Here is a 23,094-nt window from a genome sequence, read left to right as displayed (position 1 = left end):
CGCGCAGCGACGCCCGCACCGTCGAATGACCGTGCAGGCGAGCGGGGCGCCTTACTTCGGTTGTGCACCCAGCGTCAGGTTCATGTGACGGTTGACGTCCTTGTACAGCAGGTAACGGAACGGGCCGGGGCCGCCGGCGTAGCACGCTTGCGGGCAGAAGGCACGCAGCCACATGAAGTCGCCGGCTTCGACTTCCACCCAGTCTTGGTTCAGACGATAGACCGCCTTGCCTTCGAGCACGTACAGACCGTGTTCCATCACGTGTGTTTCCGCGAACGGAATCACGCCACCGGGCTGGAACGTCACGATATTCACGTGCATGTCGTGGCGCATGTCCTGGATGTCGACGAAACGCGTCGTCACCCAGCGGCCTTCGGTGCCCGGCATCGGGATCGGCTCGACGTCCTGCTCGTGCTTCACGAACGGCTCCGGATACGGCAGGCCTTCCACGGCTTGATAGTGCTTGCGAATCCAGTGGAAGCGCGCCGTGCCCTGGCTGTTGTTGCGCAATTGCCAGTCGGTCTTGGGCGGAATGAACGCGTAGCCGCCCGGGGTGAGCTGGTTGGCCTTGCCATGGATCGTCACGGTGATCTCGCCTTCGACCACGAACAGCACGCCTTCCGCCTTCTCGTCCTGCTCCGGCTTGTCGCTGCCGCCGCCGACGCCCACTTCCATGATGTACTGCGCGAACGTCTCGGCAAAGCCCGATAGCGGTCGCGCGAGCACCCACAGGCGCGTGTTGTCCCAGAACGGCAGATGGCTGGTCACGATGTCGCGCATCACACCCTTCGGAATGACGGCGTATGCCTCGGTGAACATGGCGCGGTCGGTGAGCAGCTCGGTCTGGCCCGGATGCCCGCCATGCGGCGCGTAATACGTAGTCTTCGACATGGTTGATTGCTCCTGAGTCATTCTGATTTTTCTCCCCATCGTTCGCCGCCGGGTGTCTTGGCCGCCACCTGCACTTGGGGGCGCGCGCAGACGGCTCCTCCACGGCGCGACAAACGAGAACGGCGCCGGTCGTCTCGCGCAGACGGCCGGCGTCGTGCATGACAGTCAGGTCGGGGTGGCCCCTGCTGTGTCCTGAAGCAGGGCGGCGTTCGGACCGCCCCAATAACGTCCATGGCGGATGACGGCGCGGGCTGCGGGTGCTGCCGCAACGGCAGTGGCCGCGTCCGGTGCGTCGAACGCCACGAAACTCTTGTCCAGATGCCTGGGGCTGCCGTCGGCACCGACGGCGCCAACGGAAACGCGGTGAGTCATGAAACGGCCTCCGTGCTCCCTGGGGCCCCGTCGACGCTGCCCTTCGTCGTGGGGGCGCAGCCGCGCCACAGGGTCTCGTAAGGGATGAAACGGCGGGGAACGACCTACAAGATAGCGAACCGATCATGCATCGACAAATTAAATATCAAAATGCATGTCATTCGATTTTCAAATGGATGGGGTGACGACCTCGATGCGCAGCGGCCACCGGAAGCGGGCGATGACCTGGGCGTCGCGATCGGTGACGGTCGCTTCGGCGTCGACGGACACGGTGCCGGGAGCGACGACATCGGCTTGCCAGAAGGCGTCCGGCGCTTGCCGCGATGCAGGTCGCTCGGGCGTGCCTGCTTGCGGCGCGTAGCGCGTGGCGTGCTCGTCGATGTGCAATTGCAGATCGGCGAGCGTGGCGTCGTCGCCCAGCGAAAGCTGAAGCAGGACGGCGTGCTCGCCGCGCAGCGCGAGCGGTGTCCAGCGCAGTCGTAGACGCGCTCCCGGTCGCGCGTCGACGTGCACATGCGCGGCCTTCCCGGCGCGCAGGGGAGCTTCGGGGCCGCTGCCGGAAGCGAGGCCGTAGCAGGCGTCCGGCTCGACGTCGACAGGCGTGCTCGCCGGGTCGCCGTGAGGGTGGCGATCCAGCCAGGTCATGGTGTCGAGCGCGAGCAGAATGTCGACAGCGGGGGCGCTCCCCGGTTGTGCGCCGCAAGTGTGTGCGTGAGCCATGAGAGGTCCTTGCCGTGGGCAGGTGCCGCCGCGATCGCGGGGATGACACAGAGGCCGGATCGCGGCGCGGAGAGGTCAGTGGTTGCGGATGGTGATGAACGGATCCCACTGGTAGCAGCCGCACAACTGCCCCTTGCGATCCAGGATCATGAACTGGAAGTGGTAGGTGACGCGCCCGGTCTTGAGCGTCTCGCACGACCAGAAGTAGTTCGAGCACATCTGCTTTTTCGGTTTCGTCGGATCGGGCGGATTCGGCACCGGGATCGTGACTTCCGCTTCACGGGGCGAGGGCGGCGAGATCAGGTCGTTGCCCTGGTTGCCGATGAATTTGTAGAAGATGCACGACTGCTCGAAGCCGAGCGACAGCGAGCATTCCCGCCACCGGATCACGTCGCCGACGGCCGCGGCCACGTCAAGCTCGCCGCCCGCCTGGCCGCTGACCACATTGTCCTGCGTCACGATCATGAAGACATGCTTGAAGTCGATGAGCGGCGGATTGGCCAGACTCTGGTTCTTGCCGTACCGGTCGACAATCGTCTTCGTATCGATGCTGACCAGTACATCGGTGATTTGCGACATGTGTTTCTCCACAAAGGCTGAATGGAATGCCGTCGTTCATGGATGCGACGGCCCCGGGGCAGCGGCTTGCCAGCGTCGCGAGCGTCCGGCGTTTCACCGGAGTCGCGGGCGATAACCCATGCCGGCCGCGAGTGAAACGCCGTAGCGCGTTTCACCGATCGAGCCTAGGAAGTGGATAGACGAGGGGCAACCTCACGAGGATGGCGCGCTATCGGTGACATCACCGGTCCAGGCCGTGCAGGGCTTGACGTTGCAAGGAGTGCGAGGGGTGCACCAAGCGGGAAATTGGAGCCAAGGCACTAACCTGGCGCGGTATCGGCGGCGCGTTACTCGCGCTCGGCACGACCGGTGTCATATGCGACTTTCGGGGGCTGCGTGCCTTGCCGTACGTGACTATCGGGCCGTGCCGAGGACGGCGACGCGGCCACCGATTCGAGCGAGCCTCGTTCTGCGGCAACGCCCCGGCCCGCTGCGACTCAGGCCGCCGCCGTTTGCTTCCCGCCGTTCAGATGCGTTGGATCGATGTCGAACGCCGAGCGTCGGCGGATCTCGTTGCGAGTGAAGTCATCGATGCTGTCGTCGTTGCCATCGTTCGCGTTGCCCGGTGGGGCGTTGCGCATCACGGAAGTCAGGAGCGCCATCAGGTTGACGGTCTGCGACGCGCTGGCGGGCGTCGTCACGTCGCTCACCAGCCGGTTCATCTCATAGCGCATGACCTGTGTCGACTGGCTGGCCGAGCGCCGGGACACGGCGTGGGAGAGCAGACCGTCGCGATAGCCGATGTCGACATGGCTCCGCGCGGTGTCCTGCACCTTCAGGAATTCGTAGTTCTGCGACTTCGGATCCGTCGTGAGCTCGAGCGGCACGCCTGCCCACAGCGAACGATGGTAGCTTGCGCTCAGCGTCGCCTGAGTGTCCTGCTGCACGGTGCGGTTGAGGAGGTCCTTGCCGTCGATCTTCGTTTGCTGCGAGATCCGGTACGAGAAGGTGTCGGTCTCGTTCGGCCGCAGCGGGTTGGGCGCTTTCGGCGTTTGCGCGATCGATGCACTGAAATCCGCGAGCCCGCTCAGCACCGAACGGTCCGCGGCGTTCAGCGCGATGCGTGGCAGTGCCGGGGCACTCGGATAATGGCTGTTCAAGCCGGTGAACGCGCCTTTGAACATCGCTATGAGACTGGCGTCGCCGTTGCCTCGCGTCTGCGCCGTATCGAAGCGCGTGAGCCAGGCGTCGAGCGCGTCGGCTTGTGCCTTGGCGCTGCCGATTGCCTGGAGGTTCGTCAGATCGACGGCCACATCGAACTTGCCTGTCGCACCGTCGACGTACATCGAACGCTGTGTCGCGTCGGCGTGGAACGAAATGCTCTGCGACGTCTTCCCGTTGGCGCCGAGCGTTGCCGACATATCGACGGAGGTGAGTACGCCCGTGTCGAATCCGCTCAGCGCGCCGAAGTCCACCACGGGCGGCTGTTTGGCCAGGCCGTCGACGGCGCTCTGGAACGCGCCGGCCAGCTTGCCCAGTTCGCTGCGCTCGGCATCGGTGAGCGTGCCCTTCGTGACGTCGAACTGTGCGGACAGCCCGTCGTCGCTGCTGCCGAGGCGAAGACTGACCCGGGCGCCGCTTGCCGTCGAGATCGTCAGCGAGAACTGGTTGTCGGCGGCCGTCTGCAAGCGCGTTTGCTGTGCCGCGAGTTCCGTGCTCGACGACGGCGTCGCCGAGGTCGAACGGAGCACGCTTTGAGAATACGAGGTGGCGCCGCCGGCGATCGCTTTCAGCAGTCGCGCGCCGAGTTGTTCGATACGGTTGCCCAATGCCGATGTCGAGACATTGCCCGTCATCAGCAGTGACAGTGGATCGGACGGTGCCTGTTGCCACAGCAAGGTGGCGCCATTGGCGAGGGGCTGGTTGTACGTCGGCCAGTTCGCGACGGAGGGCGTCTGCGAAAGCGTAACGACGGTGGACGACGGGGGGCTCGAGGGCACGCCCTGTGTGGTCTGTGCCGTCGGTGTGGTCTGCGGCAGGGTATCGAGCGGCGCGGTCTTCGCACCGATGCCGCCGGCCGTGGCCGCGAGCAGGTTCGACAAGGTGTTGATGGACGTCATCGGGGGGCGTGTCGTCTGGCGAGGAAAGGCCCGGTAAGGATTTACGGGCGACTCCTTTCATTAACGACAGTCAGACGCCAATGTTTAACAACCCCTGTCAGTTTCGATAGGACACGCGGGTCCGCGGCGTGCCGGCGCAGCCGCACTTGCAGGACACCGATGCATCGTGTCATCATGAAACTTTTAAAGTTACAAGAAATCGGAGATGCGCCGAATGACTCAGGACACGATTGCGATGTTCGATCAGCAAGCCGCCACGTATGACGAGACGTGGCGCAGCCTTGCGCCGTTGCGCGAGGCGTTGCAGCTGGTGCTCGACGCGGCGTTCGCGGCGCTGCCGGCCGGCGCCAGCGTGCTATGCGTGGGCGCGGGCACTGGCGCGGAAATTCTCCCGCTCGCCCAGCGGCATCCCGGCTGGCGCTTCACGGCCGTGGACCCGTCGGGCGCCATGCTCGACGTACTCCGGGCCAAGGCCGAGGCGCAGGGTATTGCATCGCGCTGCACGTTTCACCACGGCTATCTTGCGTCGTTACCCATGTCGACGCCGTTCGATGGGGCGACGTCGATTCTCGTCTCGCAGTTCGTTACCGATCCCGTGGCACGTCAGGGCTTCTTCCTCGACATGGCTCGACGACTTCGCCCGGGCGGTCATCTGGTGAGCGCCGATCTCGCATGCGATATGACGTCGGCGTCGGGAAGTCGCTTGCTGGAGCTCTGGTTCGAACTGATGTCGGTCTCGCCCGAGGCGCGGGAGCGCGCGAGGAGCATCTATGGCGAGCAGGTCGCGGTGGTGCCGCCGGAATCGGTGGAAGCGCTCATCGCGGCGGGCGGTTTCGAGACCCCGATCCGCTGCTTCCAGAGCGGTCTGATCCACGCGTGGTTCACCCGCGCGACGCGCGGAGATTGAGATAGCGATGCGAAGCGACAGCCGTCTCTCGCGCATGCTGCACGTGCTGCTGCACATGGCGCGGCACGACGCACCGTTTACGTCGGAACAACTCGCGCAGATGCTGTGCACCAACGCCGTGGTCGTGCGGCGCACGATGGCCGGTCTGCGCGACGCTGGCTATGTGCGTTCCGACAAGGGACACGGCGGCGGCTGGTCGATCGCTTGTGATCTGCGCGCGGTGACGTTGCTCGACATCCATCGCGCCGTGGGCGGTCCGCACCTCTTTGCCATTGGCGTCGAGAGCGACAACCCCGAATGCGCCGTCGAACGAGCGGTCAACGCCGTGCTCGAGGACGCGCTGCAAGAGGCCGAGGCGTTGTTGATCGCCCGCCTGGGCGCGATTTCGCTGGCCGACCTCGCGCAGCGCTTCGACGCCCTGTGCCGGCACCCGGCGACGGCGGTGTGATCGCGCTGCCGGTGCGAACTACGGCATGGTGGTCAGTTGCGCCTTGATGGCGGCCTCGGTCTTGTCGTAGTCGCCTTCGCCGAAGTGCGTGTAGACGATCCTGCCCGACTTGTCGACCAGGTAGAACGCCGGCCAGTAGAGGTTGCCGTAAGCCTTCCACGTGGCGTAGCGGTTGTCCTGCGCGACCGGATAGGTCAGGCCGAAGCGGCGGATCGCATCGCGCACGTTGCCGGTGTCGCGCTCGAAGGCGTACTCCGGCGTATGCACGCCCACCACGACCAGTCCCTGATCCTTGTACTTCTGATACCACCGCTGAACCTGTGGCAGCGTGTGGATGCAGTTGATGCATGAGTATGTCCAGAAGTCGACCAGCACGACCTTGCCGCGCAGTTGCTGCAGGGTGAGCGGAGGACTGTTGAGCCAGGTGTCGATGCCGGTGAACTCCGGCGCCGTGCCGCCGCTGGCCGGCCGGGCCTGTGACGGCGTGCAGGCGGCAAGGCCGGTGAGGGCGAGGGCGACGAAGGCGCTTCTGAGCAGAGGCAGCATGGCAGTGTTCTCCTTGAGTGAGCAAAGTGATCACGCATGATCACGAACGAGCACGACGAATGAGTGCGTGCTCGTATTGCACCGCCTACGCGTATCCGGCATGTGTGTGCCAGCCCCCATTTCGGCAACGTTGTGTATCTCCGGGGGAGCCGGATACACGGTGATACAAACGTGCCGGCGACTTGGGCTATAAAGCAGACATCGATCGCGCCATCGGCGCGAAGACACCTCGGGAGTCGCCAATGCCATCAGACATGCTGCAAGGATCCTGTCACTGCGGGGCCGTGCGTTTCGAAGTGAAAACGCCCGTGGAACCGGCCAGCCGCTGCAACTGCAGCCTTTGCCGCCGCAAAGGTGCGTTGATGTCGCCCGCGTTCCCCGAGGCCGACCTGCGCATCCTGTCGGGGCAGGACGAGTTGACCTGCTACCAGTTCAACACCCGCGTAGCGCGGCACTATTTCTGCAGGCACTGCGGCATCTATACGTTCCATGGCACGCGCACGTCGCCCGGCATGTGGCGGGTGAACCTCGGATGCCTCGACGGGATCGACCCGTATGCGCTCCCGGCCACGGTCGCCGACGGTCGGCAACTCTCCGTCGTGGAGGAGGCATGAGACGCCTGCTGGGTTTGCTCGCCTTTCTGGCGGGCGGGGTTTGCGCGGAAGCCGTGCATCCGCTGCAGTGCGAGCTCGTACCTGCCGCACGCCGTGCCGCCTCGTTGCCGGAACGCTCGCGAGGCCGCTTGTCGCAACGCTCGTCGCTATAATCGTCCGCATGGAAAAAATCGATCATGTGCTGATCGTCGACGACGATCGCGGCATTCGGGAACTGCTCGCCAACTATCTCGAGAAGAACGGCATGCGCGTGAGCGTGGCCGCGAACGGCCGCGAGATGCGATCGGTACTGGCCGACGGCGCGCCCGACCTCATCGTGCTCGACCTGATGCTGCCCGGCGGCGACGGCCTGGTGCTGTGCCGCGAGTTGCGCGCGGGCAAGTTCCGCGCGGTGCCGGTGCTCATGCTGACCGCGCGCGGCGAGGAGACCGATCGTATCGTCGGCCTGGAGATGGGGGCGGACGATTACCTCGCCAAGCCGTTCGCGGTGCGTGAGTTGCTCGCCCGCATCAAGTCCGTGCTGCGCCGCACGCGCATGCTGCCGCCGGGCATGCAGATCACCGAAACCGCCGAGATTCTGGCGTTCGGCGAATGGCAGCTCGATACCACGGCGCGGCATCTACTTGATGGCGAGGGAACGCAGGTGGCGCTGAGCGGCGCCGAATACCGGCTGCTGCGCGTGCTGCTCGATCATCCGCAACGCGTGCTCACGCGCGATCAGTTGCTCAACCTCACGCAAGGCCGCCAGGCCGACGCCTTTGATCGCTCGATCGATCTGCTCGTGAGCCGCCTGCGTCAACGGTTGGGCGACGGCGCGCGCGAGCCGCGCTACATCAAGACGCTGCGCAACGAGGGCTATGTCTTCTGCGCGGCGGTCACCGTGGTGGCGGCGCCGCAATGACGGCCAACCGGACGCCCACGCCGGCGGATGCCGCACCGCCGCGGTCCTCACGCTGGCGCTGGCCGCGTTCGCTGTTCGCCCGGCTGGCGCTGATCCTCTTTCTGGGGCTGGCGCTCGCGCAAGGGCTGTCGTTCTGGCTCACGATGACCGAGCGCAACCGCGTGACGTCGAACATGATGAGCGTCTACATCGAGAGCGAAGTGGCCAGCTCCGTGGCGCTGCTCGACCATCTTCCGGCGGTCGAGCGTGCGCAATGGCTGCCGCGGCTGGCGCGTCGCAGCTATCGCTTCGAGTTGGGATCGGGCGTGAGCGGCGGCCATCCCGACGCCGGCCTGGCCGCGCAGGTCGCGCGCGTCATCGAGGACGCCATCGGTGTGTCGTACCCGCTGACGGTCAACAGTGTGCCGAACGATCCCGACCGCCTGCAGGTGCATCTGCGCCTCACCGACGGCTCGCCGCTGACCATCGACGTCTTCCCCACACCGACGCTGCCGCTCTCGGGCTGGCTGCCAGCCTTGCTGGTCGTGCAATTGCTGCTCATCGGCGCTTGCTGCTGGCTCGCGGTGCGTGTGGCGACGCGTCCGCTCGATGCGCTGGCGAAGGCCGCGGATACGTTGGGTCCGGATCTGCGCGCGGAGCGACTGCGCGAAGACGGGCCGTCGGAGGTGGCTCGAGCCGCGCGGGCGTTCAACGCGATGCAGGACCGCATCGGTAGTTACATGGCCGAGCGCATGCAGATTCTGGCGGCCATTTCGCACGATCTGCAGACGCCCATCACACGGATGCGTCTGCGCGTCGACACGATGGACGATCAGACATCGGCGGTGCGGCTGCAGCAGGATCTGCGCGAGATGGAGGCGCTCGTCAAGGAGGGGGTGACGTACGCCCGCACGCTGCATGGCACGTCCGAAGCGCCGCGCAAGGTGGATCTCGATGCGTTGCTCGACAGTCTCGTCTGCGACTATGTGGACGCGGGCTCGCCGGTGGCGCTGACGGGAAAGGTCGGGCATCCCATCGTGACGCGCCCGCAGGCACTGCGGCGCATCGTCGGGAATCTCGTCGACAACGCGCTCAAGTATGGCGACGACGCGCGGGTGACGGTCTCGCAAGCGCCGGGCGGCATCGAAGTGATCGTATGCGATGGTGGACCGGGCATCCCGGACGACATGCTCGAAGCGGTTTTCGCGCCATTCGTTCGGCTGGAAGCGTCGCGCAATCGTCATACCGGCGGTACCGGGCTGGGGCTGGCCATTGCGCGACAGTTGGCGCAGGCGATGGACGCCACGCTCACGTTGCGCAATCGCGATGCGGGCGGACTGGAGGCGCGGCTTACGCTCAAGGCGTGAGGCGAGAAGTGATGGACCGGGGACCGGAACCGGCCCCGAAGGGCCGGCCGTGCAGCGGCTTCAGACCAGCGTGATGGTCACGCCGATATTGCCGCGCGTCATCTTCGAGTACGGGCAGGTGGCGTGCGCCGTATCGATGAGGCTTTGTGCGACGTCGTGCGGCACGCCGGGCAGGTTCACGAAGAGACGGGCCTGCAGCGCATAGCCGCCTTCATTGCGACCGAGATCGACTTCGGCATCGACCGACAGGTCTTTGGGCAGTGCGATCTTGCCCGCCTGCGCGGCCAGTCCCATGGCGCCGATGAAACAGGCCGACCAGCCGGCGGCGGACAACTGCTCCGGGTTTGTGCCGCTGCCGCTCGTGCCGGGTGAGGAGAGGGTGATGTCGAGCCGTCCGTCGTTGCTGCGCGCAGTGCCGTCGCGACCGCCGGAGGTGGTGTGGGTGCGGCCGGTGTAAAGAACCTTGTCGAGTTGGGTCATGAGAAGCCTCTGTCAGTGAGATGCGCCGACTGCCGGCGCTGACCGATGTCCGTGCCGGGGAGTCCGGCGGGTGTGGCATCGACTTCCTGCATTTGACCGTGCGGAGGTATCCCGGATGTGTCTGATCCGGGGGGCGCCGGTAACAGAGGTTGTCGGACATCGCGCTGGATACACTGGGATACAGACATTGCTTCGTAGCACTGACCACTGTCCCGAAAAGTGGTATCACTGCTGTTGAATGTTCGTCATAGGCCGCGATCGACTTCCCACGCCGTTCACTTTCCCCTACACTCGCTGCGCCGTTGTCTGTTTCGAACGGCGCAGCCGCGTTTCACGCAAATCGTTCCCTGATTGCCGCCCCAGACCCGGAAGGGTTCTGTAACGCCTTGTCGCGTAAGGCATTTGGTGCGGATATCGTTATATAGATAAATATATAACGTTGGGAAATTGAAGCGAACAACAAGATTGAGAGGGGACAGGAGCCGTGCGCAGTACGATGAGTCGGATTTCGAAGCGAAAGCTTCCGTGGATGTTGGCGGCCGCCGTGTCGTCGACGGCGGGTTATGCCGCCGAAGAGCCTGTGTTTGAGCTGGGACGTGTGGACGTGACGGCCAGGGGCGAGCGAATCCCGGCCGGAACGGAGACGCTCGACGCCGAACAGATCGAGCAGGCGAGCCGGTTGACGGTGGGCGCCGCGCTCGACATGCTGCCCGGCGTGAATATTTCGAAAGTCGGCCCGCGTAACGAGGAGATGGTCTACGTGCGCGGCTTCGACATGCGCCAGGTGCCGCTGCTCATCGACGGTATTCCGGTGTACGTGTCGTACGACGGTTATGTCGACCTCGGGCGCTTCACGACGTTCGACCTCGGCGCCATCGACGTTCAGAAGGGCTACAGCACGGTGCTCGCCGGGCCGAACACGCTGGGCGGCGTGGTGAACCTGGTGAGCCGTCGTCCGCAAAGCGAGTTCGAAGGCAATATCGGCGGCGGCCTGATGTTCGACCGGCGGTTCGCCAACAACGGCTACCAGGGGAACTTCAACCTCGGCAGCAATCGGGGCATGTGGTACATCCAGGCGAGCGGATCGTACCTGGAGCGCGACTTCTACACGCTGTCCGACGCGTTCAGGGGTGTGCCGGGGCAGGCGCCGGGCCGTCGCAACAATTCGAGCCATCGCGATCGCAAGATCAACCTCAAGATCGGTTTGACGCCGAACGCCACGGACGAGTACTCGCTGAACTACATCAACCAGCAGGGCACGAAGGGCAACCCGCCGTACGCGGGCACCGACCCGACCCAGACCGCACGCTACTGGCGCTGGCCGTACTGGGACAAGGAGAGCGTGTATTACATCTCGCGTACCCAACTGGGCGACGACAGCTACGTGAAGCTGCGCGCTTACTACGATCGGTACAAGAATGCCCTGAGCATGTACGACGATGCGACGTATTCGACCCAGTTGAAGAAGACTTCGTCGAACTCGTCCTATGACGACCATACGTGGGGCGCGAGCGCCGAAGTCGGTACGAAGCTCTTCAGCGCCAATACGCTGAAATTCGCCGCCCATGTGAAGAACGATTTCCATCACGAGATCAATCCAGGCAAGCCGGACCAGCATTTCGAGGACACGACGCTGTCGTTCGGTCTCGAAGACACGCACGAGTTCACCGACCGGTTCTCCGCGCAGGCGGGGGTGAGCTACGACCGGCGCATCGCGCGCCGCGCCGAAAACGTGAGCGCGTCCAACCAGCTCATCGATTTCCCGAAGGACAACGTCGACGCCTGGAATCCGCAGATCGGCTTCGTCTACAAGACGTCGCCTACTGGCAAGGTGCACCTGGGCGTGGCGGAGAAGAGCCGTTTTCCGACGATCAAGGACCGCTATTCGTACCGCATGGGGACCGCCATTCCGAACGCCGGCCTCAAGCCAGAGCGCGCGACCAACGTCGAGCTCGGCTACAGCGAAAGCATCGCACCGGGCACCACCGGGACCGTGAACCTGTTCTACAGCGATATCCGCAATCTGATTCAGGGCGCATCGATTCCGGCGAGTGCATGCAGCAACCCGCCGTGCACGCAGATGCAGAACGTGGGCCATGTGGTGGCGCAGGGGGTCGAGGTTTCGCTCAACAGCCAGATCGGCGACAGCGTGGAAGTCGGCGGCAATTACACGTACCTGAACCGGCAGAACCGCAGTGATCCGTCGATCGTGCTGACCGACGCACCCCGTCACAAGCTTTTCCTCTATGGCAAGTGGAGTATCACGTCGGCGGTGGCGTTGAGCGGCGACACCGAGTTCACCTCGTCGCGCGTGAGTTCGAGCGACGGCCGTCGCGTTGCCGCCGGTTTCGGCATCGCCAACGCGAAGCTCGCGTGGAAGGTTGTGCGCAACGTGACGGCCGAGTTTGGCGTGCGCAACATCTTCGACCGCAACTACGCTTACACCGAAGGGTATCCGGAGGCGGGGCGCAACTATTACGTCAACGTGAACTATGCGTTCTGACGGAGACAAGCGATGCGAGCACAAGCCATGAAGGGGTGGGGAAAGTGGACTCGTTTCGTCCGCCATGCCGCCGCCGCGTGGGTATTGGCGGCAATGTCCGGTGCGGCGGTATCGGCGCCACGCGAAACGCTGACCGTGTTGACGAGTTACCCCGAGGAGGTGGTGGCGACGTTCGAGCGGGCGTTCGAGCGCAGGCATCCCGAGATCGCCCTGCAGGTTCTCTGGCGGCAGCATCGGGACGCCTACGATTTCCTGCAAGGTCCCGCGCAAGGCGGCGTCGATGTGTATTGGTCGCCTGCCGTGCGCAACTTCGCGGATCTGGCGCAAGAGGGCTCGCTGCGCAAGCTCGACGTCGATCTGAGCGGATTGCCGTCGCATGTGGGCAAGTTTCGGATCTCCGACCCCGAGGGGCGCTTCGTCGCCTCCGAGATTGCGGGGTTCGGCTTCATGATCGACCCTGCCACACTGGCCCGGCAAGGGCTGCCTGCGCCGCGGACGTGGCAGGACCTGACGCATCCGCGCTATCGCGGCCACGTGCTGTTTCCCGTGCCGAGCCGCGTCGGTTTCGCACCGACATTGCTCGACGTGATATTGCAGTCCGAGGGGTGGGACAGCGGATGGGCGTTGCTCTCCGAGGCCGGGGCGAACTTTGTGTTCGCACAGACGGGCGGGGCGTTCGCGAGTCTGTCGCAAGGCATGCGGGCGCCGCTCTCGATAGCGGTAACGATCGATTTCTTCGCCAGCTCGGCCATCGCCAACGGTGCGCCGCTCGCCTTCCTCTACCCGCCGGGCACGGGCTACTCGCCGGCACACATCGGCATCCTGCGCGATACCCGGCATCTCGACGCTGCCCGCTCGTTCGTCGCGTTCGTGCTCTCCGACGAGGGGCAGCGGCTGCTGTTTGCGCCCGATGTGCGCAAGTTGCCAGTGCGCCCGAGTGTCTATCGCGATGCGCCCAGGGGGACTCACGACCCATTTGCCGCCAACGCCGCGACGGCGGGCGCCACATACGAGGAAACGCTCGGGCTGTCTCGCTACGCATTGGACAACGCGCTCTTCGACGTCTTCGTGACGCAACGCAAGGCCGAACTGACGGCGCTCTGGACGCGCTGGCACGAATTGAACGATCGCCAGGCAACACAGGCGGCGGACGGTCGTTGTCTCGCAAAGGCTCGCGCGTTGCTGACGCAGGCGCCGATCGACGCCGCGACGGCATCCGATATCTCGTTGCGCAAGACATTCGACCGGCGACGCAATGACGCCGAGGCCGGTGCGCGAGCCGACGCGTACGAAGCCGTTTGGGCGTCGGCGCTCGAGGCGCGGACGTCGCAGGTGCGGCAGTGGCTTTCCGAAGAGGCGACATGTCTGGATTGAGCGTGCGATGGCGCACCCGTCTGGGCGCAGCGCTGCTAAGTGGCATGCTGTCGTCTCACGCAGGCGCGCAGACGGCGGGTGTGCCGGTGACGCGCGAGGCATTCGGCCAGCCGATGGCGTTCGCGAGTGAGGAGGGCGCGTCTCTCACGCAGTTTGCCGAGGGGCGAGCGCTCTTTCGTCAGAGTTGGGTGGTCTACCCGTCATCCGAGCGTCGGATCGCGGGGCTGGGCCCCGTCTACAACCAGATTTCCTGCATCGCTTGTCACGTGAAGTTCGGGCGCGGCAACGCACCGGTAGGGCCGGACGAGGCGCCGCACGGGTTACTGGTGCGCCTGAGCGTGCCGGGCAAGACGGCCACAGGTGCGCCGCGCGAGCATCCCGACTACGGCGATCAGTTGGGCGACAAGGCCATTCCCGGCGTGCCCGCCGAAGGGCAGGTGCGCGTGCATTACACGACGCGCAGCGAGAGCCTCGCCGGCGGCGAGATCGTCACGCTGCGGGTGCCGCAATTGCGCTTTACCGATCTGGCCTTCGGCTCGCTGGGACACGGCACGATGACCTCGGCGCGCGTTGGTTCGCCGGTGTATGGCCTTGGCTGGCTGGAAGCCGTGGACGACGGCACGCTGCATGCGCTGGCCGCTCGACGCCTGCCCGACGGCGTGCGTGGCAAGGTCAACCGCGTATGGGACGCGACGGCGAAACGTCAGGTCGTCGGACGCTTCGGCTGGAAGGCGAACCAGCCGACGATACGGCAGCAGATCGCCAGTGCGTTCGTGGGCGATCTGGGCGTCACGTCGACGGTCTATCCGACAAAATCCTGTCCGGCGGTACAGACGGCATGCCGCGCCGCGCCCACCGACGGCCAACCCGATCTGACGGACGCTCAACTCGACGCCGTCGAGTATTTCCAGAGAACACTCGAGGTTCCTGCGCGTCGCGACGTCGACGACCCTCGGGTCATGCGCGGCGAGCGCGGATTTGCGCAGGCTGGATGTGCCGCGTGCCATGTGTCAGTGTTGCGGACAGGCGCGTTCCCGCCGCTGGCGGCGATGGCGAATCGCGACATTGCGCCTTACACGGACATGCTGTTGCACGACATGGGGACGGGACTCGCCGATGGTCGTCCCGACTTCCTTGCCGGACCGCGCGACTGGCGCACGCCGCCGCTGTGGGGTTTGGGGCTCGCGGTGCACGTCAATCCCGACGCAACGTTTCTGCACGATGGCCGCGCGCGCACGCTGCAGGAAGCGATTCTCTGGCACGGCGGCGAAGCACGCGTTTCGCGCGAACGCTTTCGTGCCATGTCGCCGCAGGCGCGCGCGGATCTTCTGCGATTCCTGATGTCGCTGTGAGTCGAGGAGACGCCGCTGGCCCACTTGTCCGTGGCGCGCCGCGGCCCCCCTTTGCGCGCCGGTTCGAGCTTGCCGCTTACCGTTCCAGCCCGGCGCGATGCTTCTGATACTGGATCGCGGACACGATGGCCAGGCGCCGGATCGGCTCCGGCGGCAGCCAGGTTGGGCGCTCGAAGCCCAGCGCGTCGGCCAGTTCCGGGGACTGCTGTCCGCATGCCATCTCGCCGAGCAACTTGCCGAACATGCTGCCCTTGAGTACGCCGGCGCCGTTGCAGCCCAGCGACGCGAACAGCCCTCGGCGAATTTCGCCGAAGTACAGTGCGCCATTGCGCGTGAGGGCGGTGACTCCGCCCCAGACATGCTCGAATCTGTGCGTTGCCATGTGCGGGTAACGGCGGCGGTACGCGTCCGTCAACATGGCGTCGACGTCGGCCATCGGGCGTTCCTTCTCATACGAATACGCGCTGCGAACGACGAAGCGTCCGCCGAGCGTCTTGCGCAGCGTAGTGCCGAGCCGGTTGGCGGGAATCACGCCCCATTCGCGCGCGGGACCGAGCTTGGCGAGTTCCTCGGCGGCCAGCACCGGCGTCATTGCCGCGTAAGTGTAGATCGTGAACACGCGATCGCGTGCGAGGCCGAGCTTGCGGGCGAAGCCGTTGTTGGCGACGATCACCTGCGGGGCGCTCAACGTGGCGTTGGGCGTCGTTACGGTGAATGGTCCCGTGCCGTCGAGCGAGAGTACCGGCTCGTCCTCCCACAGGCGGACATTGGCCGGCAGCGTGTCGGCCAGCCCGCGCACGAGCGCGGCCGGCTGCACGAACACGTTGTTGTCCGAGTGATACCCGTAGCCGTAGTAGTCCGTGCCGATCTCGCTTTGCAGTGCGTCGCGCGATAGTTCCCGATAGGTCACGCCCCACTCGCGATATTGCGCGAGCGTGTCGCGCAGGCGTTGCTCTCCGTCGCGGGTGGCTGCCGCGTGATACTTGCCGACCGGGTTCCAGCCGCAATCGATCCCGTGTGTCCGCACGAGTTCATGCAACCACTTCAGGCCGAGGTCATAGAGATGGATCTGCTTGCGCGCGACTTCCACCGGACTGCCGTGGCCGCCCATGCCGGTGTTGTGAGGCAGGTTGATGAGGAAGCCCGAATTGCGCCCGGCCGAGCCGTTGCCGACCGTGGTCGCATCGATCACCAGCACGTTCGTTTCGGGGCGTAGCTCTGCCACCCGGCGGGCGGCCGCCAGGCCGGTGAACCCCGCGCCGATGACGATGACGTCGAAACTGCGCGCCAACGGCGCCTTCGTGTGCGGCACGCGGGGCGGCAGCAGGGCGTTCCAGCCGGCCCCCGCCTGATACACGGGGAAAGTGTCCCGCACGGGGCGGGAAGAGGTGACTTGATTGGACATGATGTTGAATTGCAGGGCGTGGGCGCGCTCGGTGATGCGACACCGATCGCCGGCGTTGCCGGCATGGCGAGCGTCAGGCGGCCTGGTTCTCCAGGCTGCGCATCACTTCGGTCTGCACGGTGTTCCAGATTTGCGACTTGAGTTCGTTGTAGCGCGGCGAGAGCTGGACCTGTGCGTCGCGCGGCATGGGCAGATCGTTCGGCAGATCGCACGCGACGCGGCCCGGGCGCGCGCTCATGATCACCATGCGCGTCGACAGCATCAGGGCTTCGTCGATGGAGTGCGTAATGAAGACGATCGTCTTGCCGCTCTTCTGATAGATCTGCAGCAGTTCTTCCTGCAGCACCTGACGCGTCATGGCGTCGAGCGCGGCGAAGGGTTCGTCGAGCAGAATCACATCCGGGTCATTGGCCAGCACGCGGGCAATCGAGACGCGCTGGCGCATGCCGCCGGAGAGCGCCTTCGGGTACCGATCCTCGAAGCCCTTCAGCCCGACCATCTCGATATAGCGTCGTGCGGTGGCATAGCGCGTGGGCTTGTCCACGCCTTTCATCTTCAGGCCGAACGCCACGTTATCGAGCACGCTCAGCCAGGGAAACAGCGCGTACTGCTGGAAGACCATGCCGCAGTGCGGGTCGATGCCCTTCACCTCGCGGCCATTCACGCGAATGCGGCCCGTGGTGGGTTCGTCGAAGCCCGTGATCAGGTTGAGCAGCGTCGATTTGCCGCAACCCGAAGCGCCCAGCAGCACCACGAATTCGCCGCGCGCGATGTTCATGTCCACGCGCTCTAGCGCCTGAAAATCGCCGTAGCGCTTCGACACGCCGTCGATGGCGATCATCGTTTCAGCCTTGCCTTGCGCCGCGGACTGCACGCCCACGTGCGACTCGATGCGATCGTTCATGCCTGCCACCCCAACACCTTGCGCTCGATGGCGCGAAACACGATATCCGTCACCAGCACGGTGACACTGATCATCACCATGCCGAGCACGACGACCTCGGTCTGGAAGAACTCCTTGCCGTTCATGATGAGGAAGCCCAAACCTTCACGTGCGGCGACGAGTTCCGCCGAGATCACGCACGTCCACGACAGGCCGAGAATGATCTTCAGACCCGACAGAATCTGCGGCAGGCTCGCCGGCAGAATGACCTCGCGCATCACCTGCCACCGGCTCGCGCCGAGGTTCTTCGCGGCGCGAATGAGCAGCGGATCCACGTTGCGGGTGGCTTCGATCACGTAGACGAGCGCCGGGGCAAACGTCCCCATGAACACGATGCTGTACTTCTGCGTCTCCGAGATGCCGAACCACAGCAGCGAAAGCGGAATCCAGCTCATCGACGGCAGCGGGCGCAGGAACGACAGAATCGGATCGAAGGCGGCGCGCGCATAGCTCGACGTACCGAGCACGATGCCGAGCGGGATCGCCACGACCGTTGCGGCAATGAAGCCCGTCATCACGCGGCGGGTGGAGGCGAGCACGTTTGCCAGCAGCGAGCCGTTGGCCAGCATGGCGACGATGCGCTCGCCCACAGCCGACGGTGGCGGCAGGAACAGGGGGTCGATGAGCCCCGAACGGCAGGCCGCTTCCCAGGCGAGCAGGAAGACGACGACGGAAGCGAGCCCCACGCCGAGCAACGTGGCGCGAGACGGTTGACGATGATTCACGATCAGACTCCTCAAACCTGCACCGGCACGCGCGCGCCGGCGCACGGGCGATAACCGGCGAAACCGGCGAAACCGGCGAAACCGGCGAAACCGGCGAAACCGGCGAAACCGGCGAAACCGGCGAAACCGGCGATAACCGCGGGGCTTACAGATACGACGTGTTGATCCATTGACGCACTGCCGGCGCCTTGTCGATCTGCTTGTACGTCACCAGCATTTCCGCGAGACGCTGCAGGCCATCGACATAGCTGCCGGGCGACTTGAGCAGTTGCGTCTGTTGCGCGAGGCTGTACCATTCGGCGCCCTTGATCGTTTCGATCTGGTCGAGGGCCGACATGCCCGTGAGTGCGATCAGCGTGCGCGCGGCTTCATCCGGTTTGTCGCGCAGCGTCTGGCAAGCGTCGAAATACACCTTCAGGTACTTGCGCACCGCGTCGCCGTTCTTCTCCGCCCAGGCGTTGCGCACGATCAGCACGTCCGGACCCGGCGTGACGTTGTACTTCTTGTACAGCGAGAACTGCGTGTCGTCGGCGAGCAGCTTCATGCCCGACATCGCGCGGATCCGGTTGAATTGCGGCGTCCAGGCGGCGGCCGCGTCGATCTGGCCCGACTGGATGGCGCCGGGCAGTTCCGGAGCGGGCACGTTCAGCACGGTCACGTCGTTCGACAGGCCGGCGTTGCCGAGCAGGTCGAGCACCAGCAGATGCGCGCTCGAGGCGAACGTCACGCCCAGCTTCTTGCCTTTGAGATCCTGCAGCGAGTTCACGCCTTCGCGCACGAAGAGGCCTTCCACGCGGCCGAAGCTCTCCGGCACAGCCACGATCGAAAAATGCTTGGAGCCGCGCGCCATCAATGCGAGTGCCGAGACGATGCCCGTGCAGGCGATATCGATGCCGCCCGAGAGCACGGCGCTCATCCGTGCGGACGACGTGCCGAACGACTGCCACTGCTGGTCGATGCCGGCGGCGGTGAAAGCGCCCGACTTCATGGCGAGATAGGCCGGATAGTGGCCCAGCCATGCCGAGCCGCCGTACTGCACCGTGGTGGCATCGGCGGCGCGGGCGATGCCCGGCAGCGACAGGCCGCTGGCGGCGGCGATGGCCGACATGGCGGCGCTGGTGTGGAGGAATTGGCGTCGAGAAAGGTTCATGCGTGTCTCCTGGTTGGCTCTGTGTTATTTGCTTGGAACATTGGGCGCGCTTCGGGTGAGGCTCATCTGGCCCTGCGCCCGGGGCAGGGATCTGGCAATCGATCGGTGATGGCCAGACGAATTCGGGAATCGCCGAGGTGGCGGGGACTCAGCACAGTGCGAGCCGCTCGCCGAGCCACGGCATGAGGCGGCGCAGCTCCGGAAAGGCTTCCTGCGCCAGTGCCAGTCGTCCGGCGAGAAAGCACTGCGACGCCATCTCCGAGATTTCGCCTTCGCGCGAGACCTGGTAGATCGTGCGTGACAGTGCGGGGCCGGGCAGCGGTAGCGCTGCCACCTGCGGCAGCGAGGCGCGCCCTTGCAACAGACACAGTGGCGTGGCGATCGTGAAGCCGAGGTCGGCGGCCACCATCGACATCACCACGTCCGACGTGTCGATCTCCAGATGCATGCGCGGCGAGTGGCCGGTGCGGCGCAGATGTCGTTCGATCACGGCGCCGAAGTGCGAGCGGCCTGAGAAGCGGATGAGCGGTATCGAGCGAATCAGTTCGCTCAGATCGGCCTGTGCGAGTTCGGCTTCGCGCGCCTTGGGCACGACGACGATGAATGGTTCGGTGAAGATCGGCCGGCGCACCAGGCGTTCCATGTCGTGCATGGGGTCGCTGGTGACGATCAGGTCGAGTTGGCGGGCGAGCAGTGCTTGTGCGTGGCCGTTTGCCAGACCCGACCAGAGCAGCAGTTCGCTGGTGCTGTCGGACATCTGTCGCACGATCGACGGTCCCACGGTGGCGGCGAAGGAATCGATCATGCCGACGCGCACGGCGGCGCGGCTGGCGACATCGGCGTCTTGCACTTGGGCGATGAGGCGGTCCATGTCGTCCACGATCTGGCGTGCGTGGCGAGATAGGGCGAGTCCGGCGGGGGTGAGTTTGAGTGGTCGTCGCGTGCGATCGAGGACGCGCGTGCCGACCGTCTGTTCAATCTGGGCGATGGCTTGCGAGATGGCTGACTGGGTGACGCCGAGCGCTTCGGCTGCGCCGGACAGGCTGCCTGCGGACGCCACGGCCTCGAAGATCCGTAGCGATCGGACGTCGAGGTCTGCGCGTTTTTTCATCGGCCTGTCTCCGGTCCTGGCAACGCGTGTCAGGTAGTGAAAATCGCTTCCCTGCGTCGTTGCGAAGTATCGATATAAGAATTTCCGTGAATTGTAGGGATGGAAGTGCCAAAAACGAAAACAAATTAAGAAAAACTAATACTTTGTATTAGAGCGCGAGAATTCGACCGAGATAATCGCCTGCAAGACGATGTATGTCTTGGCGGTTGAAATGCGAGGGGGAGGAGGTGTTGCTGGGAGGTACATAGGGAGTGGAGAGGGACGGAGCGGGGGCCCTTTCCGAATCGAGTTGGGTTACTGTTTGAGAGGCGGAAAGGGTCCCCGCTCCGTCTGACTGCGGGGGTGGGAAGTGGGTGAGGCGGGGAGCGAGAAGCGAGAAGCGGAACTATCGGGACGCAGAATGATGTCCCGACTGAGGATCAGAGCAGCCGATAAGCAAGCCGGGCAGCCACGCGCGCGCCTGTGCCTTGCCCGTCGAATAGCGGGTTGTATTCGGCGAGATCGGCCACTCGGAGCTTGCCTGAGCGTCGCACGTGCGTGACGATGGCCTCGATCACTGGCATCGGCACGCCATAGGCGGCAGGCGCGGAAACGCCCGGCATGACGGGGGCGGGCAGCACGTCGAGATCGATCGTCAGGTAGACGTGAGCGACATCGGCGATCAGCGCATCGATGTCCGCGAGGCGTGCGGCGAGGTCGTGCTCCTGCATATCGACGTCTTCCACGTACGTCACGTTCAGCTCGCGAGCGCGCTCGAACAGCGACGCAGTATTGCTCAGTCGGCTTACGCCGAGGCACGCGTAGTCGAACGGCAGTCCCGCCGTCGCGCATGCTTCGGCGATCTGGTCGAAGGGCGTGCCCGAGGTGCCGGGGCGTGCCGTGCGCAGATCGAAGTGTGCGTCGAGGTTGAGAATCAGAACGCGCGAGCGGTCGCCGAGGGCATCGAGATGTGCGCGCAGGCCTTGCCACGTGCCCCAGGCGATTTCGTGACCGCCGCCGAACACCACCGGCTGTGCGCCGGCGTCGAGCTGGCGCCGCACCTGCGCCGCGAGCGCTGCTTGCGCGACTTCGAGCGCATCGCCTTCGCATGACACGTCGCCCGCGTCGAACAGACAGTCAATGGTGTGCGCCGGCAGATTCGCCAGCGCGCGCCGGATCGCGAGCGGACCTTCGGCGGCGCCGACGCGTCCCTGATTGCGCTTGACGCCGGCGTCGCAAGCGAAGCCGATGATGACCGGCGCACCGCCGGTCGCTGCCTCGATACGCGGATCGATTTCGCGTACCACGTTGAACAGACGGCGGGTGTCGCCGCGCTCGCCCGTATCCGTACGGCCGCGCCAGATCGTGGCGTCCGCGGGGAGGGACTGGAGTTGCGTTGCCATGACGGCGTCTCCTGTTGGTCTGATGGTTTATGCGGTCGCGAGATCGCGCCACTGGCCGTGGCGCACCGTCCGCGAGGGCAGGTCGCCGCCGAGCCAATACGCCAGTTCGGCCGGCCGCTCGATTTCCCATGCCACGAAATCCGCCGTTTTCCCGGCTTCGAGCGTGCCATGCGTGTCGAGCATGCCGAGCGCCTTGGCGGCGTTGCGCGTTACACCGGCGAGCGCTTCCTCCGGTGTGAGGCCGAAGAGCGTGCAGGCCATGTTGAGCATGAGCCGCAGCGAGAGCGCGGGCGAGGTGCCGGGATTCAGATCCGACGCCACCGCAATGTCCACGCCATGCCGACGCAGCAGATCGACCGGCGGCCGGCGCGTTTCCTGCAGCATGTGAAAGGCGCCCGGCAGCAGTACCGCGACCGTGCCTGCCCGCGCCATCGCGGCCGCGTCTTCCGGCGTCATGTACTCGAGGTGGTCGGCCGACAGCGCGCCGAGCTCCGCGGCCAGGCTCGAGCCGCCGAGCGGCGACAGTTGCTCGGCATGCAGCTTGACCGGGAGTTTGAGCTTCTGTGCGCGCCGCAGGACGCGCATGACCTGCGCGGGCGAAAACGCGATCGTCTCGCAGAAGGCATCGACGGCGTCGATCAAACGCTCTTCGGCCAGCGTCGGCAGGACCTCGGCGCAGACATAATTCACATATTCGTCCGCCTTGCCCGCGAACTCCGATGGCACCGTGTGCGCGGCCAGGCACGTCGTCTTGACCGTGACCGGAAGCACTTCACCGAGACGACGCGCCACGCGCAGCATCTTGCGTTCGCTGTTCAGATCGAGGCCATAACCCGACTTGATTTCGACAGTCGTCACCCCGTCGCGCATGAGCGCCAGCAGTCGCTTGCGCGCCGATTCGAACAGGGCGTCTTCCGTGGCGTCGCGCGTGTGCCGCACCGTGTACTTGATGCCACCGCCGGCGGCGGAAATCTCCGCGTAGCTCACGCCTTGCAGCCGCTGCTCGAACTCCAGGCTGCGATTGCCGCCGAACACCAGATGCGTGTGGCAGTCGATCAGGCCGGGCGTGACCCATGCGCCTTGCAGATCGATGCAGTCGTGCGCGGCGGGCGCCGGCCGCTCGCTGCGCGGTCCGACCCATTCGATCAGCTTGCCGTTCGTCACGATGACGGCATCCTCGATCGCGTGGTACCGGCCGTCGCGCATGGTGGCGACGTGGCAGTGCTTCCAGTAGGTACGTTTCATA

The 23,094-nt window shown here is 65.3% G+C and carries 24 protein-coding genes; 9 read left to right on the top strand and 15 right to left on the bottom strand.

Annotated features, from left to right (window positions below):
• Positions 1-51: 51 nt before the first annotated feature.
• The 5 genes from RO07_RS13375 to RO07_RS13355 form a co-directional block, all read right to left on the bottom strand.
• Positions 52-891 (bottom strand): bifunctional allantoicase/(S)-ureidoglycine aminohydrolase, encoded by an 840-nt coding sequence (locus RO07_RS13375; RefSeq protein WP_039411312.1) that lies wholly within the window; start codon positions 889-891, stop codon positions 52-54.
• A 165-nt stretch (positions 892-1,056) separates the two neighbouring features.
• Positions 1,057-1,263, bottom strand: a complete 207-nt coding sequence (locus tag RO07_RS26015; RefSeq protein WP_147284658.1) for a hypothetical protein — start codon at positions 1,261-1,263, stop codon at positions 1,057-1,059.
• 168 nt (positions 1,264-1,431) lie between these two features.
• A complete protein-coding gene (locus RO07_RS13365; RefSeq protein WP_052267285.1) occupies positions 1,432-1,983 on the bottom strand; it encodes an AidA/PixA family protein in 552 nt (183 codons plus the stop codon).
• 75 nt (positions 1,984-2,058) lie between these two features.
• Positions 2,059-2,562, bottom strand: coding sequence for an inclusion body family protein (locus RO07_RS13360; RefSeq protein WP_039411310.1), 504 nt, complete (start codon positions 2,560-2,562; stop codon positions 2,059-2,061).
• Positions 2,563-3,038: 476 nt separating this feature from the next.
• Positions 3,039-4,661, bottom strand: coding sequence for a hypothetical protein (locus tag RO07_RS13355; RefSeq protein ID WP_052267284.1), 1,623 nt, complete (start codon positions 4,659-4,661; stop codon positions 3,039-3,041).
• A 214-nt stretch (positions 4,662-4,875) separates the two neighbouring features.
• Between RO07_RS13355 and RO07_RS13350 the strand changes: the two genes are divergently transcribed.
• Together RO07_RS13350 and RO07_RS13345 are read left to right on the top strand one after the other, a co-directional pair.
• Positions 4,876-5,568, top strand: a complete 693-nt coding sequence (locus RO07_RS13350; RefSeq protein WP_039411308.1) for a class I SAM-dependent methyltransferase — start codon at positions 4,876-4,878, stop codon at positions 5,566-5,568.
• Between the two features lie 7 nt (positions 5,569-5,575).
• On the top strand, positions 5,576-6,016 hold the full coding sequence (locus tag RO07_RS13345) for an Rrf2 family transcriptional regulator (RefSeq protein WP_039411306.1): 441 nt from the start codon (positions 5,576-5,578) through the stop codon (positions 6,014-6,016).
• 18 nt (positions 6,017-6,034) lie between these two features.
• Here RO07_RS13345 and RO07_RS13340 read toward each other — a convergent pair whose 3' ends face one another.
• A complete protein-coding gene (locus RO07_RS13340; protein WP_039411304.1) occupies positions 6,035-6,562 on the bottom strand; it encodes a thioredoxin family protein in 528 nt (175 codons plus the stop codon).
• 242 nt (positions 6,563-6,804) lie between these two features.
• Between RO07_RS13340 and RO07_RS13335 the strand changes: the two genes are divergently transcribed.
• From RO07_RS13335 to RO07_RS13325, 4 genes are read left to right on the top strand one after another with little or no spacing between them, the layout of a single operon-like run.
• A complete protein-coding gene (locus tag RO07_RS13335; protein ID WP_039411302.1) occupies positions 6,805-7,176 on the top strand; it encodes a GFA family protein in 372 nt (123 codons plus the stop codon).
• On the top strand, positions 7,173-7,328 hold the full coding sequence (locus tag RO07_RS26310) for a hypothetical protein (protein WP_167369437.1): 156 nt from the start codon (positions 7,173-7,175) through the stop codon (positions 7,326-7,328). Before RO07_RS13335 ends, RO07_RS26310 begins: the two co-directional genes overlap by 4 nt.
• An 8-nt stretch (positions 7,329-7,336) precedes the next feature.
• Complete coding sequence (locus RO07_RS13330) at positions 7,337-8,077, top strand: response regulator (RefSeq protein ID WP_039411301.1); 741 nt, start codon at positions 7,337-7,339, stop codon at positions 8,075-8,077.
• Positions 8,074-9,423: an ATP-binding protein gene (locus tag RO07_RS13325; protein WP_039411300.1), complete on the top strand. Its 1,350-nt coding sequence runs from the start codon at positions 8,074-8,076 to the stop codon at positions 9,421-9,423. The genes RO07_RS13330 and RO07_RS13325 overlap by 4 nt, the downstream gene beginning before the upstream one ends.
• 60 nt (positions 9,424-9,483) lie before the next feature.
• Here the strand turns inward: RO07_RS13325 and RO07_RS13320 are convergent, their stop codons facing one another.
• Positions 9,484-9,903 (bottom strand): organic hydroperoxide resistance protein, encoded by a 420-nt coding sequence (locus tag RO07_RS13320; protein ID WP_039411299.1) that lies wholly within the window; start codon positions 9,901-9,903, stop codon positions 9,484-9,486.
• A 529-nt stretch (positions 9,904-10,432) separates the two neighbouring features.
• Between RO07_RS13320 and RO07_RS13315 the strand changes: the two genes are divergently transcribed.
• From RO07_RS13315 to RO07_RS13305, 3 genes are read left to right on the top strand one after another with little or no spacing between them, the layout of a single operon-like run.
• Positions 10,433-12,406, top strand: a complete 1,974-nt coding sequence (locus RO07_RS13315; protein WP_052267283.1) for a TonB-dependent receptor plug domain-containing protein — start codon at positions 10,433-10,435, stop codon at positions 12,404-12,406.
• A 12-nt stretch (positions 12,407-12,418) separates the two neighbouring features.
• Positions 12,419-13,780, top strand: coding sequence for an ABC transporter substrate-binding protein (locus tag RO07_RS13310; RefSeq protein ID WP_084072601.1), 1,362 nt, complete (start codon positions 12,419-12,421; stop codon positions 13,778-13,780).
• Positions 13,768-15,132 (top strand): di-heme oxidoreductase family protein, encoded by a 1,365-nt coding sequence (locus RO07_RS13305; RefSeq protein WP_039411295.1) that lies wholly within the window; start codon positions 13,768-13,770, stop codon positions 15,130-15,132. Before RO07_RS13310 ends, RO07_RS13305 begins: the two co-directional genes overlap by 13 nt.
• Before the next feature lie 76 nt (positions 15,133-15,208).
• On the opposite strand, the gene RO07_RS13300 is transcribed toward RO07_RS13305, so the two are convergent.
• The 8 genes from RO07_RS13300 to hutI all read right to left on the bottom strand — a co-directional run bounded on the left by RO07_RS13300 (position 15,209) and on the right by hutI (position 23,093).
• Positions 15,209-16,537: an NAD(P)/FAD-dependent oxidoreductase gene (locus RO07_RS13300; RefSeq protein WP_039411293.1), complete on the bottom strand. Its 1,329-nt coding sequence runs from the start codon at positions 16,535-16,537 to the stop codon at positions 15,209-15,211.
• 73 nt (positions 16,538-16,610) lie between these two features.
• On the bottom strand, positions 16,611-17,378 hold the full coding sequence (locus RO07_RS13295; RefSeq protein WP_039415405.1) for an ABC transporter ATP-binding protein: 768 nt from the start codon (positions 17,376-17,378) through the stop codon (positions 16,611-16,613).
• A gap of 59 nt (positions 17,379-17,437) precedes the next feature.
• Positions 17,438-18,205, bottom strand: coding sequence for an ABC transporter permease (locus tag RO07_RS13290; RefSeq protein WP_039411291.1), 768 nt, complete (start codon positions 18,203-18,205; stop codon positions 17,438-17,440).
• Between the two features lie 11 nt (positions 18,206-18,216).
• Entirely contained in the window at positions 18,217-18,375 is a 159-nt protein-coding gene (locus tag RO07_RS26010) for a hypothetical protein (protein WP_157118207.1), read from the bottom strand.
• Positions 18,351-19,355 carry an ABC transporter substrate-binding protein gene (locus RO07_RS13285; RefSeq protein WP_039411289.1) on the bottom strand — a complete coding sequence of 335 codons (1,005 nt, stop codon included), beginning with the start codon at positions 19,353-19,355 and terminating at the stop codon, positions 18,351-18,353. Before RO07_RS13285 ends, RO07_RS26010 begins: the two co-directional genes overlap by 25 nt.
• Positions 19,356-19,503: 148 nt before the next feature.
• Positions 19,504-20,466, bottom strand: a complete 963-nt coding sequence (locus RO07_RS13280) for a LysR family transcriptional regulator (RefSeq protein WP_039411288.1) — start codon at positions 20,464-20,466, stop codon at positions 19,504-19,506.
• Positions 20,467-20,885: 419 nt separating this feature from the next.
• Positions 20,886-21,848 (bottom strand): formimidoylglutamase, encoded by a 963-nt coding sequence (hutG, locus tag RO07_RS13275; protein WP_052267281.1) that lies wholly within the window; start codon positions 21,846-21,848, stop codon positions 20,886-20,888.
• A gap of 27 nt (positions 21,849-21,875) precedes the next feature.
• Positions 21,876-23,093: an imidazolonepropionase gene (hutI, locus tag RO07_RS13270; RefSeq protein ID WP_039411287.1), complete on the bottom strand. Its 1,218-nt coding sequence runs from the start codon at positions 23,091-23,093 to the stop codon at positions 21,876-21,878.
• Position 23,094 lies beyond the last annotated feature (1 nt).

Origin of the sequence: Pandoraea pulmonicola, from assembly GCF_000815105.2 — a bacterium.
Taxonomy (GTDB): Bacteria; Pseudomonadota; Gammaproteobacteria; order Burkholderiales; family Burkholderiaceae; genus Pandoraea; species Pandoraea pulmonicola.
Note: the sequence above shows the minus strand (reverse complement) of the source record. Positions and strands in the feature narration are given on the sequence as shown.

What these genes read in the sequence shown, in the direction of transcription:
- RO07_RS13355 (WP_052267284.1), bottom strand. Translation starts at nt 4,661, where the DNA reads ATGACGTCCATCAACACCTTGTCGAACCTGCTCGCGGCCACGGCCGGC.
- RO07_RS13320 (WP_039411299.1), bottom strand. Translation starts at nt 9,903, where the DNA reads ATGACCCAACTCGACAAGGTTCTTTACACCGGCCGCACCCACACCACC.
- RO07_RS26310 (WP_167369437.1), top strand. Translation starts at nt 7,173, where the DNA reads ATGAGACGCCTGCTGGGTTTGCTCGCCTTTCTGGCGGGCGGGGTTTGC.
- RO07_RS13345 (WP_039411306.1), top strand. Translation starts at nt 5,576, where the DNA reads ATGCGAAGCGACAGCCGTCTCTCGCGCATGCTGCACGTGCTGCTGCAC.
- RO07_RS13315 (WP_052267283.1), top strand. Translation starts at nt 10,433, where the DNA reads ATGTTGGCGGCCGCCGTGTCGTCGACGGCGGGTTATGCCGCCGAAGAG.
- RO07_RS26015 (WP_147284658.1), bottom strand. Translation starts at nt 1,263, where the DNA reads ATGACTCACCGCGTTTCCGTTGGCGCCGTCGGTGCCGACGGCAGCCCC.
- RO07_RS13350 (WP_039411308.1), top strand. Translation starts at nt 4,876, where the DNA reads ATGACTCAGGACACGATTGCGATGTTCGATCAGCAAGCCGCCACGTAT.
- RO07_RS13335 (WP_039411302.1), top strand. Translation starts at nt 6,805, where the DNA reads ATGCCATCAGACATGCTGCAAGGATCCTGTCACTGCGGGGCCGTGCGT.
- RO07_RS13295 (WP_039415405.1), bottom strand. Translation starts at nt 17,378, where the DNA reads ATGATCGCCATCGACGGCGTGTCGAAGCGCTACGGCGATTTTCAGGCG.
- RO07_RS26010 (WP_157118207.1), bottom strand. Translation starts at nt 18,375, where the DNA reads ATGGATCAACACGTCGTATCTGTAAGCCCCGCGGTTATCGCCGGTTTC.
- RO07_RS13330 (WP_039411301.1), top strand. Translation starts at nt 7,337, where the DNA reads ATGGAAAAAATCGATCATGTGCTGATCGTCGACGACGATCGCGGCATT.
- RO07_RS13285 (WP_039411289.1), bottom strand. Translation starts at nt 19,355, where the DNA reads ATGAACCTTTCTCGACGCCAATTCCTCCACACCAGCGCCGCCATGTCG.
- RO07_RS13360 (WP_039411310.1), bottom strand. Translation starts at nt 2,562, where the DNA reads ATGTCGCAAATCACCGATGTACTGGTCAGCATCGATACGAAGACGATT.
- hutI (WP_039411287.1), bottom strand. Translation starts at nt 23,093, where the DNA reads ATGAAACGTACCTACTGGAAGCACTGCCACGTCGCCACCATGCGCGAC.
- RO07_RS13325 (WP_039411300.1), top strand. Translation starts at nt 8,074, where the DNA reads ATGACGGCCAACCGGACGCCCACGCCGGCGGATGCCGCACCGCCGCGG.
- RO07_RS13305 (WP_039411295.1), top strand. Translation starts at nt 13,768, where the DNA reads ATGTCTGGATTGAGCGTGCGATGGCGCACCCGTCTGGGCGCAGCGCTG.
- RO07_RS13300 (WP_039411293.1), bottom strand. Translation starts at nt 16,537, where the DNA reads ATGTCCAATCAAGTCACCTCTTCCCGCCCCGTGCGGGACACTTTCCCC.
- RO07_RS13280 (WP_039411288.1), bottom strand. Translation starts at nt 20,466, where the DNA reads ATGAAAAAACGCGCAGACCTCGACGTCCGATCGCTACGGATCTTCGAG.
- RO07_RS13375 (WP_039411312.1), bottom strand. Translation starts at nt 891, where the DNA reads ATGTCGAAGACTACGTATTACGCGCCGCATGGCGGGCATCCGGGCCAG.
- RO07_RS13365 (WP_052267285.1), bottom strand. Translation starts at nt 1,983, where the DNA reads ATGGCTCACGCACACACTTGCGGCGCACAACCGGGGAGCGCCCCCGCT.
- RO07_RS13340 (WP_039411304.1), bottom strand. Translation starts at nt 6,562, where the DNA reads ATGCTGCCTCTGCTCAGAAGCGCCTTCGTCGCCCTCGCCCTCACCGGC.
- hutG (WP_052267281.1), bottom strand. Translation starts at nt 21,848, where the DNA reads ATGGCAACGCAACTCCAGTCCCTCCCCGCGGACGCCACGATCTGGCGC.
- RO07_RS13310 (WP_084072601.1), top strand. Translation starts at nt 12,419, where the DNA reads ATGCGAGCACAAGCCATGAAGGGGTGGGGAAAGTGGACTCGTTTCGTC.